Below are 17,023 nucleotides of genomic sequence, written 5' to 3'. Positions count from 1 at the left end.
GCCGACCCGAACGCCCCCAGCCATACTCGTACGCGTGTTCCTGACGATCGAGACCACCGGCAATTCGGAAAGCCCCGCGACCGACCTCGGGTTTCTGCTGCACAAGCATCCCGGGAAGGCGCAGGCCTTCTCCACCTCGCACGGCACCACGCACGTCTTCTACCCGGAGGCGGAGCAACAGCGGTGCCGGGCCGCGCTGTTGCTGGAGGTCGATCCCGCGGCGCTGGTGCGGCGGGGCAAGGGGAAGGGGCGCGGCGGGGCTCCGGACGCGGCGCTCGCGCAGTACGTCAACGACCGGCCGTACGCGGCGTCTTCGCTGCTCGCGGTGGCGCTGAGCGCGGTGTTCTCCAGTGCGCTCAAGGGGCAGTGCACGGCGCGGCCCGAACTGGTGGGGCGGGTGCTGCCGTTGCGGATCGAGGTGCCGGTGCTGCCCGCGCGCGGGGGTGTGGAGCTGGTGCACGCGCTCTTCGGGCCGCTGGGCTGGGCGGTCGAGGCCGAACCGGTGCCGCTGGACACGGAGTTCCCGCAGTGGGGCGACTCGCGGTACGTACGGCTGGTGCTGAGCGGGGAGTCGACGCTCGCGGCGGCGCTGCGGCACCTGTATGTGCTGCTGCCGGTGCTGGACGACGCCAAGCACTACTGGGTCTCGCCGGACGAGGTCGACAAGCTGCTGCGGGCGGGCGAGGGCTGGCTCGCCGAGCACCCGGAGCAGCGGCTGATCACCGACCGGTACCTGGCACGGCGGCGTTCGCTGACCGAGGCCGCGCACGAGCGGCTGGAACTGGTGCGGCTCGCCGAGGCGGACGACCGCGAGATCGAGGCGGTCGACAACGCGGTGGACGAGGAGGTGGACACCGAGGAGCGACCGGTGCCGCTGGCGGTGCGGCGGCGTACCGCGCTGCTCGCCGCGCTGCGCGAGGCGGGGGCCCATCGGGTGCTCGATCTCGGGTGCGGCCAGGGGCAGTTGGTGCAGGAGCTGCTGAAGGATCCGGCGTTCACCGAGATCCTCGGGGTGGACGTCTCGGTGCGCGCGCTCACCGTCGCGGCCCGGCGCCTGAAGCTGGACCGGCTCGGCGAGCGCCAGGCCTCGCGGGTACGGCTCGTGCAGGGCTCGCTGACCTACACCGACGCCCGGCTGAAGGGGTACGACGCCGCCGTGCTGAGCGAGGTGATCGAGCACCTCGACCTGGCGCGGCTGCCCGCCCTGGAGTACGCGGTCTTCGGGACCGCGCGGCCGGGCACCGTCCTGGTGACCACGCCGAACGTCGAGTACAACGTGCGCTGGGAGACGCTGCCCGCGGGGCACACCCGGCACGGGGACCACCGCTTCGAGTGGAGCCGGGAGGAGTTCGCCGCCTGGGCGGACTCGGTGGCGGACGAGTACGGCTACCGGGTGCGTACCGCCCCGGTCGGGGACGAGGACCCGGAGGTCGGCGCACCCACGCAACTGGCGGTGTTCACACGGGACTTCACGGCCTCCTCCCCCAAGTCCGCCGGCTCCGGTGAGTCTGCCGATTCCGCCGGCTCCACCGACGGCAGGGCGCCGTCCACCGCCGCGAGCAGGAAGGGAGAGGCCGCATGAGCAGCGAGCAGGAGAGCAGGGACAGCGGAGAAGGCGCGAGCCGTACGGGCGGCGGACGGGATGAGAAGGGCCTCCGGCCCGCGGGGCAGGGCCGTGGGGCGGGCGTGCCGGAGGGGGTGACGGGGCGTGCCGGGAGGCGGGTGCTGCCGGTCACCGACCTCTCGCTTGTGGTGCTCGTCGGTGCCTCCGGTTCGGGCAAGTCCACGTTCGCGCGGCGGCACTTCAAGGGGACCGAGGTGCTGTCCTCGGACTTCTGCCGGGGTCTTGTCGCCGACGACGAGAACGACCAGGGGGCGAGCAAGGACGCCTTCGAGGTGCTGCACTACATCGCGGGCAAGCGGCTCGCGGCGGGACGGCTCACCGTGGTCGACGCGACCAGTGTGCAGTCCGAGAGCAGGCACCAACTCATCGCGCTGGCACGGGAGTACGACGTACTGCCGATCGCGATCGTGCTGGACGTACCCGAGGAGGTGTGCGCCGAGCGCAATGCGGCGCGGGCCGACCGGGCCGGTATGCCGCGCCGGGTCGTCCAGCGCCACATCCGTGAACTGCGGCGTTCGCTGCGGCACTTGGAGCGGGAGGGCTTCCGCAAGGTGCATGTGCTGCGCGGGGTCGAGGAGGTGGAGTCGGCCGAGGTGGTGCGCGAGCGCCGCTTCAACGACCTGAGCCACCTCACCGGACCCTTCGACCTGATCGGCGACGTGCACGGGTGCAGTTCCGAACTGGAGTCGCTGCTCGGCCAGTTGGGCTATGTGGACGGGCACCACCCGGAGGGCCGTACCGCGGTGTTCGTGGGCGACCTGGTCGACCGCGGCCCGGACAGCCCGGGGGTGCTGCGCCGGGTGATGGCGATGACGGCGGCCGGGGACGCGCTGTGCGTGCCCGGCAACCACGAGAACAAGCTGGGCCGCCACCTGGCGGGCCGCAAGGTCCAGCTCAGCCACGGCCTCGCCGAGACCGCCGCTCAACTGGCGGGCGAGAGCGAGGAGTTCAGGGCCCAGGTCGCGGAGTTCATCCGTTCGCTGGTCAGCCACTACGTGCTCGACGGCGGGAAGCTGGTGGTCTGCCACGCGGGGCTGCCGGAGAAGTACCACGGCCGCACCTCGGGCCGGGTCCGCTCGCACGCCCTGTACGGGGACACCACCGGGGAGACCGACGAGTTCGGGCTGCCGGTGCGCTATCCGTGGGCGGAGGAGTACCGCGGCCGGGCGGCCGTGGTGTACGGCCACACCCCGGTGCCCCGGGCGAGCTGGCTGAACAACACGATCTGCCTGGACACCGGCGCGGTCTTCGGCGGCAAGCTCACCGCGCTGCGCTGGCCGGAGCGCGAACTGGTCGACGTACCGGCCGAGAAGGTCTGGTACGAGCCGGTGAAGCCGCTGCACAGCACGGCGCCGGGCGGGGCCGACGGGCGCCCGCTCGACCTCGGTGACGTCGCGGGCAAGCGGGCCGTGGAGACCCGGCACGCGGGCCGGGTCGCGGTGCGCGAGGAGAACGCGGCGGCGGCCCTGGAGGTGATGAGCCGGTTCGCGGTCGACCCGCGGCTGCTGCCGTACCTGCCGCCGACCATGGCGCCCACCGCCACCTCCCGCCAGGAGGGCTATCTGGAGCACCCGGAGGAGGCCTTCGCCGGATACGCGGCGGACGGCGTCGGGCGGGTGGTGTGCGAGGAGAAGCACATGGGCTCGCGGGCGGTGGTCCTGGTGTGCCGGGACGCGGCCGCGGCCCGGGAGGCCTTCGGCGTCCTGGGCGAGGACTGCCCGACGGGCGCGGTGTACACGCGGACCGGGCGGCCGTTCTTCGGCGAGGCGGCGATGACCGAGGCGGTGCTCGACCGGCTGCGGACGGCGATCGGCGCGGCCGGGCTGTGGACGGAGCTGGAGACCGGATGGCTGCTCCTGGACGCGGAGTTGATGCCCTGGTCGCTGAAGGCCTCCGGGCTGCTGCGCACCCAGTACGCGGCGGTCGGCGCGGCCTCCGGGGCGGTCTTCCCGGGCGCCCTGGACGCCCTGGAGCGGGCGGCGGCGCGCGGCACCGACGTGGGCGCGCTGCTGGCCGCGCAGCGTGAACGAGCTGCGGACGCCGCCGCGTTCACCGAGGCGTACCGCCGCTACTGCTGGCCGACCGAGGGCCTGGACGGGGTGCGGCTCGCGCCCTTCCAGCTGCTCGCCGCGCAGGGCCGGAGCCTCGCGCTGCTGCCGCACGACGAGCAACTCGCCCTGATCGACCGGATCGTGGCCGAGGACGAGAGCCCGGCGGCCGGTGAGCAGAGCGGTCCCGCGACCTCGCCCGGGTCTCGACTGCCGGGCAGTGGCGGTCTGTTGCAGACCACCCGGCGGCTCTTCGTGGACACCGCGGACCCGGCCTCGGTACGGGCGGGCGTGGACTGGTGGCTGGAGATGACGGCGCGCGGCGGCGAGGGCATGGTCGTCAAGCCGGTGCGGCCGGGCGTGCGGGACGGCAAGGGACGGCTGGTGCAGCCGGGCGTGAAGGTCCGCGGCCGGGAGTACCTGCGGATCATCTACGGACCGGAGTACACCCGGCCGGAGCACCTGGACCGGCTGCGCGGCCGCTTCCTGGGCCACAAGCGCTCGCTCGCCCTGCGCGAGTACGCGCTCGGCCTGGAGGCCCTCGACCGGCTGGGCGGCGGCGAGCCGCTGTGGCGGGTCCACGAGGCCGTCTTCGCGGTCCTCGCCCTGGAGTCGGAGCCGGTCGACCCGCGGCTGTGAACGGGCACCGGGCCCGGATGCCCGAGGCCCGAGGCCGTGGCCCGAGCCCGCCCGGTTCAAGCACCCGCCTAGGTCCCCGCCCCCGTCCCCGTTCCGGTCCCGGTCCCCGGCCCCTGGAGCACCTGCTCGGCCCAGATCACCTTGCCCCCGCTGGGCGTGTAGCGGGTGCCCCAGCGGTGGGCGAGTTGGGCGACGAGGAAGATGCCCCGGCCGCCCTCGTCGGTGGTGGCCGCCCAGCGCAGATGGGGTGAGGTGCTGCTGGCGTCGGAGACCTCGCAGACCAGGGTGGCCGCGCGCAGCAGGCGTACCCGGACCGGCGGGTCCCCGTAGCGGATGGCGTTGGTGAGGAGTTCGCTGAGGAGCAGTTCGGTGGTGAAGGCGTGCTCCTCCAGGCCCCATTCGGCCAGCCGCCGCAGGCAGGCCGCGCGCAGCGGCGCCACCTCGGCGGGGTCCGCGGGCACCTCCCACTCGGCGACCTGCCCGGGGTCGAGCAGCCGGGTGCGGGCGACGAGCAGGGCCACGTCGTCGGTGGGCCGGGGGTCGAGCATCCGGGCGACCGCGGCCCGGCAGAGGCCTTCGGGTCCGGCCCCGGCCGCCTCGGTGAGCACCGTGCGCAGCTGGTCGAGGCCCCGGCCGAGGTCGCGGGTGCGGCTCTCCACCAGGCCGTCGCTGAACAGCACCAGCTGGGAACCCGCCCTCAGCCGCAGCTCGGTGACCTCGAAGGGGTGGCCGCCCACCCCGAGCGGCGGGGAGACCGTCACCTCGGGGTACTCCGCGCTGCCGTCGGGGAGGACCAGGGCGGGGCCGGGGTGTCCGGCGCGGGCCATGGTGCAGATCCCGCTGATGGGTTCGTAGACGGCGTACAGGCAGGTGGAGCCGGTGATCTGGGCGCCGCTGGACTCGCTGTCCAGGCGGTCGACGAGTTCGTCGAGGCGGCCGAGGACCTCGTCGGGCGGCAGGTCGAGGGTGGCGAAGTTGTGGACGGCGGTCCGCAGCCGCCCCATGGCGACGGCGGCGTGGATGCCGTGCCCGACGACGTCCCCGACGACGAGGGCGGTACGGAATCCGGGCAGCGTGATCACGTCGAACCAGTCGCCGCCCACCCCCGCCTCCGCGGGCAGGTACCGATGCGCGAGGTCGAGGGCGGTCTGCTCGGGCAGCACGCTCGGCAGCAGGCTGCGCTGGAGGGTGACGGCCATGTCGTGCTCGCGGCTGTAGCGGCGGGCGTTGTCGAGGGAGACGGCGGTACGGGCGGCCAGTTCCCCGGCGAGGGAGCGGTCCTCCTCGTCGAAGGGCGCCGTCCCCTCGCGCCGCCAGAAGGTCACCTCGCCCAGCGCGGTCCCGCGCACCCGCAGCGGCACCGAGAGGGCGGCGGGCGGCACCCGGCGGCGGCCCGCGTCCGGCGCCCCGGCACCGCCCGCCGCGCCGCGCCCGGCCGCGGGCTCCCCGGGCTCCCCGGGCCCGACCGCGGGCGCCCGCCCGTTGTCCGCAGGGCCCGCCCGCCCGTTCTCCGCGGCGCCCTGCCGCTCCTCCTCGGCCTCGCCCTCGGGCCCGTACTCCCCCGCGTCCTGGCCGTGCGAAGCCGCCGCGAGCAGCGGGACCCGCGCCCCGACCGGGCTCAGCGCCTCCCCTTCCCGGGCCCCGTGCAGGACCGCGCGCCGCAGCCGCCGGAGGCCGGTGCCCTCCGGGTCCTCGCCGCGGGCCACCTCCTCCAGGAGGTCCACCGCGACGATGTCGGCGAACCGCGGCACCGCCACCGCCGCCAGTTCCTCGCAGGTGCGGGTGGTGTCCAGGGTGGTGCCGATGCCCGCCCCGGCCTCGTAGAGGAGCTGCCGCCGCTGCCCGGCGGCCTCGACGCGGCCGGTGAGCTCGTACAGCTCGGTGGAGTCCCGCAGGGTGACCACGCTGCCGGGGAAGCCGCCGTACGGGGCGGTGGGGCGCTTGTTCACCGCGAGCAGGCGGTCCCCGGCGGCGTGCACCCCGTCGGTGATCTCGCCGGTCTCCTCGTCCGAGAGCAGCAGGCGCACGGTCGCCGGGTCGAGGCCCAGCTCGTCCACCCGGCGGCGCTCGGCCTTCCGGGGCAGGTCGAGGAGGCGCCGCGCCTCGTCGTTGGCGAGGATCAGGCGTCCGTCGCCGCCGATGATCAGGACGCCTTCGCGTACGGCGTGCAGCACCGCGTGGTGGTGTTCGTACAGCCTGGTCATGTCGGCCGGGCCGAGGCCGCGGGTCTGGCGCAGCAGCCGCCGGGAGGCGAGGGCGGTCCCGGCGGCGGCCAGGGCCACCGCTCCGGCGGCGCCGCCGAGCAGCACCGGCAGGTTGGAGTTGACCACCGCGTCCACCCGCTCGACCGCGATATTGGCGACGACGGCGCCCTTGGGTTCGCGGTTCGGGCCGAAGACGGGGACCGCGGTGGCGATCGCCTCGTAGCCGGGCTCGTCGAAGCTGAAGGTGACCGTGCGGCCCGCCCGCAGCTTGGGCACCACGTCGTTCTCCACCTCGGGGGGCGGGGTGTAGGGCCGCCCGATGTACGCGGGGTCCGGCGAGGTCAGCTGGAGGTAGTCCGGTCTGAGGATGACGACGGAGTCCACTCCGGTCGCCTTGCGGACCGCCTCGGTACGCGGCTGGAGCGCCGCCGAGGGATCGCGGCTGTCCAGCGCGGCGACCAGCCCCGGGGAGTGCGCGAAGGACTCGGCGACGCCCCGGGTGACCCGGCGGGCGTCGACCGTGGTGGTGGACCGGGCCTGGAGGACGAGGGCCGCCACCCCGGCGGCGACGAGCAGCAGCACGATCACCATCTCGACCAGGAAGACCTGACCGGCGAGGGTCCGCACCCTCGGCAGCACCCGCGAGCGACCGCGCCGCCGTGCGGGCAGTGCCTCACGATCACGCGGCGTCCGGGGCCGGCGTCTGCGCACCCTCCATCTGTAGCACCGGCCCCCGGGGACGGCATCCGTAGCGGCGGCCGGGGGAGGGCGGCGGTGCGGTGCGCGTTCCGGGCGGGGGCGGCGCCCGATTCCTCGGGCCGCCCGGACCGCGGTTCCTCCGGTCTCCCGGGCCGCCCTCACCGGGCCGCGCCCCTTGTTACCGAATGCGGACAGAACCCGGTGAACAACTCCTTCCCGGGCGCCATCTCCATGGATGTAGCGAACACACAGATGCGACACACAGCCGTGGCGCACAGCCGCGGCACACAGCCGCGGCGCCCGCCCTGCGGGAGCAGACGGAGGCGCCGCGCATGCCGATCACCCTTGGGGGGCTCCACTGATGACCACGCGCCGTACTCGCCGCGCCGCCCGCTCCGCCCGCACCGCCCGTTCCGCGGGGCTGGTGGCCCTCGCCGCCGCCGCGGCCCTCGCGCTGAGCGCCTGCCAGGGCGACAGCGGGGACGAGGGCGCCGCACCCGCGAAGCAGGACTCCGCCTCCCACGCCACCGGCGACGGGGGTACCTCCGGGGGCACCGGCGGCTCCGGTGCGGGCAAGACCCCGAACGGCGAGCAGGGCGGGACGCCCACCGAGGGCCGCACCGCCGCGCCGTCCGGCACGGCCGCGAAGGGCACCCCGTCCCGTACCCAGAAGCTGGTGGACGGCAGCACCGCCAAGATCTACGCCCTCGGCGGCCAGCGCCACCGCGCCGAGATCGTGAACGGCGGCGACCTCCTCGCCACCCTGGAGACCGGCGAGCACGACGCCGGGCTGGACGCCAACGGCATGTACGTGGTGCTCACGATGGGCGGCGACGTCCGCTCCTGGATGGGCGGCGAGCACCAGGGCCCGGGCACCTTCCGGCTCGCGGGCGGCTGGAAGGCCAAGGTGACGAAGGCCGGTGAGGGCCGCTACCGCGCGCAGATCCTCGGCCACGACGGCGAGGTCGCCCTGCTGGACGCGGACCAGCGGGACACCGGGGTCGTCGCCAACGGCATCTACATCGTGCTCAGTTCGGGCGGAGTGATCAGCTCGCACGAGTAACGGCGCCCGGGCGCAGCCGTGTTGAGGCACCGGGGAGGCGCACGGCCTTGAGGCGCGCGGGAGTTGAGACGCGGAGGTGCAGAGGCGGTGGCCCGCGGCCGCCGCGCCCCCTCAGGTCCCAGGACGGAAACGGCTTGCTCACACTGCGGGCAGGCGGCTGACCCCGCACGGTCACCGGGCCTATCGTGGGCCCGGTCGGCGGCGGCCGGGACAGTCGAGTGCCCGGGCCGCGCACCCCCGGACGGACAGCCCGGGGCGGCGGCATCCTTTTTGACAGCTCGCGTCACGCCCTGGCCTGCGTCCGGGGGCGTACGGGCCATGAGGGCAAGGGGCAGGGACACGTGGGGCAGAGACGAAGCGACGGGACGGACCGGGGAACGCGACCGGTGCTGTGGGGCGCGGTGTTCGCCGTGATCGTGGCCGGGGGCGCGCTCGGCGGGTACGCCCTCGCGGACGGCGGCGGCACGAGCGCCGACGGCAAGCCGCCGCTGACCGACCTGCCGCCCTCCCCCGAGGGCGTACGCACCGCCGCCCGCGCCTTCCTGGACGCCTGGCAGCGCGGCGACACCGGCGCCGCCGCCGCGGGCACCGACGACGCGAAGGCCGCCCGCGCCGCGCTCACCGGCTACCGCGAGGACGCCCGTATCGCCAAGGTGCGGCTGACCCCGGGCCGGGCGAGCGGCAGCACGGTCCCCTTCTCGGTCAAGGCGGAGGTCTCGTACGAGGGAAAGCGCAAGCCGCTGGCGTACCGGTCGAAGCTGAGCGTGGTGCGCAGACCCGCCGACGGCAAGGTGCTCGTCGGCTGGGCGCCCTCGGTGCTCCATCCCCAACTGCGGGGCGAGCGCGACCGGTTGCTGACCGGGGAGGCGGGCACTCCGCCGGTCAAGGCGGTCGACCGGGACGGCAGGGAGCTGGACACCGAGAAGTTCCCCTCGCTGGCCAATGTGGTCGACGGGCTGCGCGAGAAGTACGGCGAGAAGTCCGGCGGGCAGGCGGGCATCGAACTGCGTGCCGTGCACGGCGAGGAGGACGGCAAGGACAAGAAGGGCGCCGCGGCGGCCGGGGGCAGGAAGGGCGGCAAGGAGGACCAGCCCGACACCACGCTCCTCACCCTCTCCGAGGGCACCCCGGGCACGGTCCGCACGACGCTGAGCGCGACCTCCCAGGCCGCCGCCGAGAAGGAGGTCGCGAGCCGCCAGAAGGCCTCGGTGGTGGTGCTCAGGCCGAGCACCGGGGAGATCCTCGCGGTCGCCAACTCCAACCCCACCGGCTTCAACACGGCCCTGCAGGGCTCCCTCGCGCCCGGCTCCACGATGAAGGTCATCACCTCCTCGATGCTCCTGGAGAAGAAGCTGGCGGAGGTGAACCGGAAGCACCCCTGCCCCAAGTACTTCACCTACGGCGGCTGGAAGTTCCAGAACGACGACAAGTTCGAGATCAAGGACGGCCCCTTCCTCGCCAGCTTCGCCCGCTCCTGCAACACCGCCTTCATCAGCCAGGCCCCGAAGCTGTCCGACGGCGACCTGACCGCGCAGGCCCAGGAGGTCTTCGGGCTCGGCCGCGACAACTGGGCGATCGGGGTGCCGAGTTTCGACGGCGCGGTCCCGGTGCAGAGCGACGCGCAGATGGCCGCCTCCCTCATCGGCCAGGGCGCGGTGCGCATGAACCCGCTCAACATGGCCTCGGTCGCCGCCACCGCGAGCACCGGCACCTTCCGCCAGCCCTATCTGGTCTCCCCCGAGCTCGACAACCGCACCCTGGCCAAGGCCTCCCGCACCATGGCGAGCGGGACGGTCAAGTCCCTGCGGGAGCTGATGCGTTACACCGCCACCTCGGGTACGGCGGCCCAGGCGATGGCCTCGGTCGGCGGCGACATGGGCGCGAAGACCGGTTCGGCGGAGGTGGACGGCCAGAAGGAGCCGAACGGCTGGTTCACCGCGTACAAGGGCGACTTGGCGGCCTCCGCCGTGGTCCAGGCGGGCGGCCACGGCGGCGACTCGGCCGGGCCCGTGGTGGCGGCGGTGCTGCGGGCCGGAGGCTGACGGAGGGTCAGGTCAGCGGGGCACAGCCTCCCCGCAGCCTCAAGGGCGCCCGCCCCAGCGGGAGTTCACGCCCTCACCGCCGAGTGTCACGCCCGCTCCGCGCCGGTGGCCGCCCCGGCCGCCGGCGCGGTCGTACGGGCGTAGTGGTCGGCGATCTCGTCGCTGGTGGTCAGCCAGACGCCGGGGTGGTTCGCGATGTGGGCGAGCGCCCGGTCCAGATACCGGTGGCGGAAGGGCTGGTTGATGACGAAGGGGTGCAGGACGAGGGACATCACCCGGCCGCTGTCCGCCGACTCCTCGTAGAGCTGGTCGAGTTGGTCCTTGACGATCTGGAGGAAGTCGGGGCCGCTGAGGCTCTTGCCGACGAACATCTGCACGTCGTTGATCTCGATCGAATACGGCACGCTCAGCATGCCCGGCACCCTCAGCCGGTACGGCTGGTCGTCGTTGGCCCAGTCGAGGACGTACCGCAGGCCCAGCTCGGCGAGGAGTTCCGGGGTCCGGAAGGTCTCGGTGAGCGCCGGGCCGAGCCAGCCGCGCGGCCGGCGGCCGGTCGCCCTCTCGATGGTGCCGATCACCTCGGCCAGGTAGGCGCGCTCCTCGGACTCGGTCATGTCGGCCTGCAGGATGGAGTTGTTCCTGCCGTGCGCGGCCCAGACCCAGTCGCGCTCCAGGCCGGCCTCGATGATCTGCGGATAGTGCGCGGCCACATCGGAGTTGAGCATCACGCTGGCCCGCAGGCCGTGGCGGTCCAGGCTGTCGATCAGCCGCCAGATGCCGACCCGGGGCCCGTAGTCCCGCCAGCCGTAGTTGAGCGGGTCCGGGGAGAGGGTCCGGGTGTCGGCGAAGATGCTCGTGGAGGGGCGGTCGACCTGGTAGTGCTCGACGTTCAGCCCCACGTAGAAGGCGACCCGGGCGCCGCCGGGCCAGTGCAGCGGCTCGCGTTCGACGATGGGGCTGTAGTCGAAGAGCTGGTTGTCCATCGGGGTTCACCTCGTGCCTGGGCTGTACTGCGGCTTCGGTCGACGGATATCGTCGAACCTTCACACTGATGAGAAGGTCAAAGCAGCACCGTGTGAGGTGGGTTACATGCGCATCGGAGAGCTGTCGGAGCGCACCGGCACCTCCCGCAGGCTGCTGCGGTACTACGAGGAGCAGGGCCTCATCGCCGCCGCCCGCGGCGCCAACGGCTACCGCGAATTCGACGAGCGCTTCGTCGACCGCGTCCTGCAGATCCGGGGACTGCTCGACGCCGGACTGCCGACCCGCATCATCAAGCAGATCCTGCCCTGCCTCGACAAGCCCCGGACCATCTACTTCCGGGACGCCACCCCGGAGATGATCGCCACCCTGCGGCACGAGCGCGACCGGATGACCGAGCGCATCCGGTTCCTGACGCACAACCGGGACGCGATAGGCGAGTACCTCGACGCCGTGCTCGACTACGACCGAGGCGGCGCGCCCGCGGACGGCGGGGGCGCGGGCGGCCGGGGCGCGGACGGCGAAGGCGGGGGCGCGGCATCCCCGGCCACGACGGCGCCGACGACCCCGACGGCACCGGCGGCCCCGGCCGGAGAGTGACCGCGGCGGCGGCCCCGGCGGCTCAGGCGCCGAAGGCCTCGCCCTGGTCCGCCAGGACCGCGCGCACCGCCCGTACCAGCCCCTGCGCCCGCGGGTCGGCGGTGACGCCCTTCTGGAGGCCGTTGGTGACGTAGCCGAAGGCGATGCCGTGTGCGGGGTCGGCGAAGCCGAGGGCGCCGCCGCGGCCGGGGTGGCCGAAGGAGCCGGTGTCCAGGAAGGGCGAGGCGGGGCCGTGCAGCATCCAGCCGAGGCCGAAGCGGGTGGCGACGACCAGGACGCGGTCGGGTCCCGCGGCGGCCACCGCCCGGGCGCGGTCGACCGTCTCGGCGCTCAACAGGCGCTGGTGGCCGTCGACTCGACCGATCAGGGCGGCGTAGAAGCGGGCCAGGGCGGGGGCGGTGGCGATGCCGCCGGAGGCGGGGAGGCAGGCGGCGCGGTAGGCGGGGTCGTTCTCGTCGGGCGCCGGGTCGATGGCGCCGAAGGCGCGGCGGGTGAGGCTGGCGGGGTCGCGGTAGGCCTCGGCGACCTCGCGCTTGGCGCGGAGCCTGAGGCCGCCGCCCTTCTCGGGTGCGGTGACCGGTCCGATGCGTCCGGCGCGGTGCTGCTCGGCGGCGGGCATCCCCAGCCAGAGGTCGAGCCCGAGCGGCTCCGCGAAGTGCGCGGCGGCCCACTCCCCCACGCTCGACCCGGTGACCCGGCGCACGAGTTCATTGGTCAGCCAGCTGTACGTCTGCGCCTGGTAGCCGTGGTCGGTGCCGGGCTCCCAGTCGGGGCGCCGGGCGGCGACCGCGGCGGCGCCGAGATCCTGGTCGGCGGCCTGGGCGGGGGTCAGCGGCGGGTCGAGGACGACGACCCCGGTGCGGTGGGCGAGGACGTCGCGGACCAGGGTGTGCTGCTTGCCGTGCGCCTTGAACTCGGGCCAGTAGGCGCTCACCGGGGCGTCCAGGTCGAGTAGGCCGCGCTCGGCGAGGGCGAGGAGCACGGCGGCGGCCACGCCCTTGGTGGCGGAGCGCACGATCTGCGCGGTGCCGTGCTCCCAGGGCGCGGCACCGGGTCCGGCGGCGTCGAAGTCCCGTACGCCGCCGAAGAGATCGACCACCGGGCGCCCGTGCCGGTACACGGTGACGGCGGCGCCGCGCTCCCCGTACACCGGGAAGTTCCGGGCGAAGGCCTCGCGCACCGGCTCCCAGCCGGGGGCGGTGGTGCCGTGCACGGTCACCGGGGCGGGGGTCAACTGCCCTGCGGGTACGGGCTGTTCGGCTGCGGGCTGGTCGGCTGCGGGCTGGTCGGTGCTCATCGGCGGGCGCTTCCGGGGTCGAAGCCGAAGGGGAGTTCGAGGCGGTGGCTCGCCATCAGCTCCTGGTCGGCGAGGAGTTCGGCGGTGGGGGCGTCGGCGGCGATGACGCCCTCGGAGAGGATGACCGCGCGCGGGCAGAGTTCGAGGGCGTACGGCAGGTCGTGGGTGACCATCAGCACGGTGACGTCCAAGGAGCGCAGGATGTCGGCGAGTTCACGCCGGGAGGCGGGGTCGAGGTTGGAGCTGGGTTCGTCCAGGACGAGGATCTCGGGGCGCATCGCGAGCACGGTGGCCACCGCGACCCGGCGGCGCTGGCCGAAGGAGAGGTGGTGCGGCGGCCGGTCCGCGTAGGCGGTCATGCCGACCCGGTCCAGCGCCTCCCGTACCCGCTCCTCCAGTTCGGCGCCCCGGAGTCCGGCGGTCGCGGGCCCGAAGGCGACGTCCTCGCGCACCGTCGGCATGAAGAGCTGGTCGTCGGGGTCCTGGAAGACGATGCCGACCCGGCGGCGGATCTCCGCCATGTTGCCGCGGTCGACCGGGAGGCCCGCGACCTTCACGGTGCCGAGGCCGCCGCCGAGGATGCCGTTGAGGTGCAGGACGAGGGTGGTCTTCCCGGCGCCGTTGGGGCCGAGCAGGGCCACCCGCTCCCCGGCGGCGAGGGCGAGGTCCACGCCGAAGAGGGCCTGGTGGCCGTCCGGGTAGGCGAAGGCGAGCTTCGACACTTCGAGCGAGAGGGGTGCGGTCACACCCTCCATCCCAGCAGACGGGGCGGGGTGCGGGCCAGCGGGTGTCTCGCGGCTCACAGCGCCGGGTCCGGACCGGGCCGCCGGGCGCTCCCGGCGCGGGTCCGGCTCACAGCGTCCAGCCGAGGACGCAGACCACCAGCGCCAGGGCGGGCAGCGCGAGGGCGTACGACCACTGGGCGCGGGAGGCGGTGATCCGGTCGATCACCGGCATCGCCCCTGTGTAGCCGCGGCTGAGCATCGCCAGGTGGACGCGCTCCCCGCGTTCGTAGGAGCGGATGAAGAGCGCGCCCGCCGACTTGGCGAGCACGCCCCAGTGCCGTACGCCCCGGGCCTCGAAGCCGCGGGAGAGGCGGGCGAGGCGCATCCGGCGCATCTCGTCGGTGATCACCTCGCCGTAGCGGAGCATGAAGGAGGCGATCTGCACCAACAGCGAAGGCAGGCCGAGGCGTTGGAGCCCGAGCAGCACCTCGCGCAGTTCGGTGGTGGCGGCGAGCAGCACCGAGGCGGCGACGCCGAGGGTGCCCTTGGCGAGGACGTTCCAGGCGCCCCACAGCCCGTTCACGCTGAGCGAGAGGCCGAGGACGTCCACCCGCTCGCCCTCGGCGACGAAAGGCAGCAGGACGGCGAAGGCGACGAAGGGCACCTCGATCAGGAGCCGCTTCGCGAGGAATCCGGCGGGCACCCGGGCCAGCGCCGCCACCGCGCCGAGCAGCGCCGCGTAGAGGGCGAAGGCCCACATGGCGGTGCGCGGGGTGGAGACCACCACGAGGACGAAGCAGAAGACCGCGGCGAGTTTGCAGTGGGCCGGGAGCCGGTGCACCACCGAGTGCCCGTGGCGGTAGAGCTTGTGGGAGTGGCCGGCGCCCATCTCAGACCGCTTCGCGGTCGGCGGGGCCACTCGTACCCGCGCCGGTGGCCGAGGCGGTCTCGGCGGGCGAGGTGCCGGTGGTCCGGCGGCGGCGTACCGCCCAGAAGACGCCGCTGCCGAGGAGGATGGTGCCGCCGACGCCGATCACGCCCGCGAGGCCTCCGGCGAGGCGGGTGTTGTCGATGCCGCTGACGCCGTAGTCGGCGAGCGGCGAGTCCGCGATGTCGTGCTCCTCGGCCTTCTTGTCGATGCCCTTGTCGGAGGCGACCTTCTCCAGGCCGTCGGGGTTCGCGGAGGCGTAGAAGCTGACGAAGCCGGCGAGCAGCAGCGAGGCGATCAGACCGCCGATCCAGACCTTGCGCGGGTGCGGACCGGAGGCGGCGGGCGCGGGGGCCGGTGCGGCGGCCGGGGCGTCGACGAGTTCGCCGTCGACGCGCAGCTTCAGCGGGGCGGACAGGCCCCGGGCGCCGTAGACCAGGTCGGGGCGGACGGCGAGTACGGCGCTGACGGTGGCGGCGGTGATCAGGGCCTCGCCGATGCCGATCAGGACGTGCACGCCGACCATCGCGGTCGCCACCTTGCCGACCGAGACCTCGGTGGTGCCGCCGAGCCAGTACATCAGCGTGAAGGCGAGGGCGGCGGCCGGCACCGAGACGAGGGCGGCCGCGAAGGAGGCGGCGGTGACCGAACTGCGGCGCCGGGGAAGGACCTTGAGCAGCGCGCGGAAGAGGGCGTAGGCGACGACGACGGTCACCAGGGCCATGTTGGTGATGTTCACGCCGAGCGCGGTGAGCCCGCCGTCCGCGAAGAGCAGCCCCTGCATCAGCAGGACCACCGAGACGCACAGGATGCCGGTGTAGGGGCCGACCAGGATCGCCGCGAGCGCCCCGCCGAGGAGGTGGCCGCTGGTGCCCGCGGCCACCGGGAAGTTCAGCATCTGCACCGCGAAGATGAACGCGGCGACGAGGCCCGCGAGCGGCGCCGTGCGCTCCGCGCCGCCGAGCGCGGGCCCGGAGGCCGCCAGCTCCCGGCGGGCGCCCTTGAGCCCGACCGCCACCGCGGCCACGGCGACGACGCCGGTGGCGGCGGAGACGGGGGCGTTGATGAATCCATCGGGGACATGCATGGCTGCACCGCTTCCGGGCATCGGGGACGGTCGGGCATCGCACGGCTTCGGGCGATCACACGCTGGGGGCGGGGACAGCGGCTCGGGGGAGCCGCGGGCGGCGGGCCGGGGCCCTGGCTGTGAGGACAGCCATCTGATGATAGTGCTCTCTTGCGAAGACTTTGCAAGAGCGGGCGCAGACCATTTGAGGGTTCGGGCCAACAGCCGCGCACGTCACGGCACTTGGGCCCCTCGGGGCACGGTGGCCCCGCCCCCGGACCCGGGCCGGAGGCGGCGCGGCCCCCGCGCGCACCCGAAACCCCTGCCGACCGCCCTCCCACTCCACAGGCCCAACCGGACTGGAAGGAGGAATTGCACATATGTCACATTGGAGGGTGAACCTCACCAGTCGCAGGGGCCATGTCCTCGAAGACGGGGCGGACAGGGCGTGACCGAGGCGGCGGGTGCCGCCGGTCCGGGCGGGGCGATCCCGTCCGGGCGAGACCGGCGGGTGCCACCTGCCCGACGACGGCAAGCCAAGGGAGCCGCACCGATGCCCCAGGCCATCAAGAAGAACCTCCGCGCCCGCATCGTCACGGATTCCGCCGAGGACCCGCGCTCCATCCCGGTCACTCTGCGCTACGAACCCGACGCCGCCCCCGGGGACATCCGGCTCAGCTTCCGCGGCTCCGGCGAGCACGTGGAGGACTGGGTCTTCGCGCGGGACCTCCTGGAGCGCGGGATGCGGGGCCCGGTGGACAGCGGGGACTTCCGCGTCTGGCCCTGCGGCCGGGTGCAGGCCATGGTCGAGCGGCACAACGGGCACACCGTGGCGATGGTCCAGTTCGACATAGCGGCACTGGTGCGCTTCCTGCGCCTCACCTATCCGACGCCGACGCCGATCCTGCGCTGAGCCGCCGCCCCGCCGCCGGGTCCGGTACGACCGAGGCCCCCGCACACGCCGGAACCCGGTGCCAGTGCCGCTCACACTGCCACCGGGTTCCTGTGGCGCACCGTCCCCGTCCCCACGGGCGGTGCGGTGCCGGGACCGGCCCGCCCTGACGGCGGCCCCGGCGGTCTGCGGGGTCCCGGGCGACAGCGCCGCCC

12 protein-coding genes are annotated in these 17,023 nt (G+C 74.2%); 6 read left to right on the top strand and 6 right to left on the bottom strand.

The window, feature by feature from the left end; genetic code table 11:
* Positions 1-34: 34 nt before the first annotated feature.
* Together MID12_RS19390 and MID12_RS19385 are read left to right on the top strand one after the other, a co-directional pair.
* A complete protein-coding gene (locus MID12_RS19390) occupies positions 35-1,582 on the top strand; it encodes a 3' terminal RNA ribose 2'-O-methyltransferase Hen1 (RefSeq protein WP_263169189.1) in 1,548 nt (515 codons plus the stop codon).
* On the top strand, positions 1,579-4,311 hold the full coding sequence (locus tag MID12_RS19385; protein ID WP_411576982.1) for a polynucleotide kinase-phosphatase: 2,733 nt from the start codon (positions 1,579-1,581) through the stop codon (positions 4,309-4,311). The genes MID12_RS19390 and MID12_RS19385 overlap by 4 nt, the downstream gene beginning before the upstream one ends.
* Positions 4,312-4,379: 68 nt before the next feature.
* Here MID12_RS19385 and MID12_RS19380 read toward each other — a convergent pair whose 3' ends face one another.
* Positions 4,380-7,142 (bottom strand): SpoIIE family protein phosphatase, encoded by a 2,763-nt coding sequence (locus MID12_RS19380; RefSeq protein WP_263169186.1) that lies wholly within the window; start codon positions 7,140-7,142, stop codon positions 4,380-4,382.
* A gap of 433 nt (positions 7,143-7,575) precedes the next feature.
* On the opposite strand from MID12_RS19380, the gene MID12_RS19375 reads away from it, so the two are divergent.
* Both MID12_RS19375 and MID12_RS19370 read left to right on the top strand, forming a co-directional pair.
* Positions 7,576-8,277 (top strand): hypothetical protein, encoded by a 702-nt coding sequence (locus tag MID12_RS19375; RefSeq protein ID WP_263169183.1) that lies wholly within the window; start codon positions 7,576-7,578, stop codon positions 8,275-8,277.
* A 341-nt stretch (positions 8,278-8,618) separates the two neighbouring features.
* The gene (locus MID12_RS19370; RefSeq protein WP_263169180.1) at positions 8,619-10,319 is read left to right on the top strand and encodes a penicillin-binding transpeptidase domain-containing protein; all 1,701 of its coding nucleotides are present in this window, start codon (positions 8,619-8,621) and stop codon (positions 10,317-10,319) included.
* An 86-nt stretch (positions 10,320-10,405) separates the two neighbouring features.
* On the opposite strand, the gene MID12_RS19365 is transcribed toward MID12_RS19370, so the two are convergent.
* A complete protein-coding gene (locus MID12_RS19365; protein WP_040252479.1) occupies positions 10,406-11,302 on the bottom strand; it encodes a polysaccharide deacetylase family protein in 897 nt (298 codons plus the stop codon).
* Positions 11,303-11,408: 106 nt separating this feature from the next.
* On the opposite strand from MID12_RS19365, the gene MID12_RS19360 reads away from it, so the two are divergent.
* Positions 11,409-11,900, top strand: coding sequence for a MerR family transcriptional regulator (locus MID12_RS19360; RefSeq protein WP_263169177.1), 492 nt, complete (start codon positions 11,409-11,411; stop codon positions 11,898-11,900).
* A 22-nt stretch (positions 11,901-11,922) separates the two neighbouring features.
* On the opposite strand, the gene MID12_RS19355 is transcribed toward MID12_RS19360, so the two are convergent.
* The 4 genes from MID12_RS19355 to MID12_RS19340 form a co-directional block, all read right to left on the bottom strand.
* Complete coding sequence (locus MID12_RS19355) at positions 11,923-13,197, bottom strand: serine hydrolase domain-containing protein (protein WP_411576981.1); 1,275 nt, start codon at positions 13,195-13,197, stop codon at positions 11,923-11,925.
* A complete protein-coding gene (locus MID12_RS19350; protein ID WP_186095456.1) occupies positions 13,194-13,952 on the bottom strand; it encodes an energy-coupling factor ABC transporter ATP-binding protein in 759 nt (252 codons plus the stop codon). The genes MID12_RS19355 and MID12_RS19350 overlap by 4 nt, the downstream gene beginning before the upstream one ends.
* A 97-nt stretch (positions 13,953-14,049) precedes the next feature.
* A complete protein-coding gene (gene cbiQ, locus MID12_RS19345) occupies positions 14,050-14,811 on the bottom strand; it encodes a cobalt ECF transporter T component CbiQ (protein ID WP_040252474.1) in 762 nt (253 codons plus the stop codon).
* Position 14,812: 1 nt separating this feature from the next.
* Complete coding sequence (locus MID12_RS19340; RefSeq protein WP_040252473.1) at positions 14,813-15,937, bottom strand: energy-coupling factor ABC transporter permease; 1,125 nt, start codon at positions 15,935-15,937, stop codon at positions 14,813-14,815.
* A gap of 532 nt (positions 15,938-16,469) precedes the next feature.
* Between MID12_RS19340 and MID12_RS19335 the strand changes: the two genes are divergently transcribed.
* On the top strand, positions 16,470-16,829 hold the full coding sequence (locus MID12_RS19335; protein ID WP_040252471.1) for an SsgA family sporulation/cell division regulator: 360 nt from the start codon (positions 16,470-16,472) through the stop codon (positions 16,827-16,829).
* Positions 16,830-17,023: the final 194 nt, after the last annotated feature.

This window comes from Streptomyces sp. SCSIO ZS0520, assembly GCF_025643355.1.
Classification (GTDB): domain Bacteria; phylum Actinomycetota; class Actinomycetes; order Streptomycetales; family Streptomycetaceae; genus Streptomyces; species Streptomyces physcomitrii.
The sequence above is the reverse complement of the archived record's forward strand: the minus strand, read 5'-3'. Positions and strand labels throughout refer to the sequence as shown.

Coding starts and splice junctions, on each gene's coding strand:
- MID12_RS19350 (WP_186095456.1), bottom strand. CDS start 13,952: ATGGAGGGTGTGACCGCACCCCTCTCGCTCGAAGTGTCGAAGCTCGCC.
- cbiQ (WP_040252474.1), bottom strand. CDS start 14,811: ATGGGCGCCGGCCACTCCCACAAGCTCTACCGCCACGGGCACTCGGTG.
- MID12_RS19375 (WP_263169183.1), top strand. CDS start 7,576: ATGACCACGCGCCGTACTCGCCGCGCCGCCCGCTCCGCCCGCACCGCC.
- MID12_RS19385 (WP_411576982.1), top strand. CDS start 1,579: ATGAGCAGCGAGCAGGAGAGCAGGGACAGCGGAGAAGGCGCGAGCCGT.
- MID12_RS19335 (WP_040252471.1), top strand. CDS start 16,470: ATGCCCCAGGCCATCAAGAAGAACCTCCGCGCCCGCATCGTCACGGAT.
- MID12_RS19365 (WP_040252479.1), bottom strand. CDS start 11,302: ATGGACAACCAGCTCTTCGACTACAGCCCCATCGTCGAACGCGAGCCG.
- MID12_RS19340 (WP_040252473.1), bottom strand. CDS start 15,937: ATGCATGTCCCCGATGGATTCATCAACGCCCCCGTCTCCGCCGCCACC.
- MID12_RS19360 (WP_263169177.1), top strand. CDS start 11,409: ATGCGCATCGGAGAGCTGTCGGAGCGCACCGGCACCTCCCGCAGGCTG.
- MID12_RS19355 (WP_411576981.1), bottom strand. CDS start 13,197: ATGAGCACCGACCAGCCCGCAGCCGACCAGCCCGCAGCCGAACAGCCC.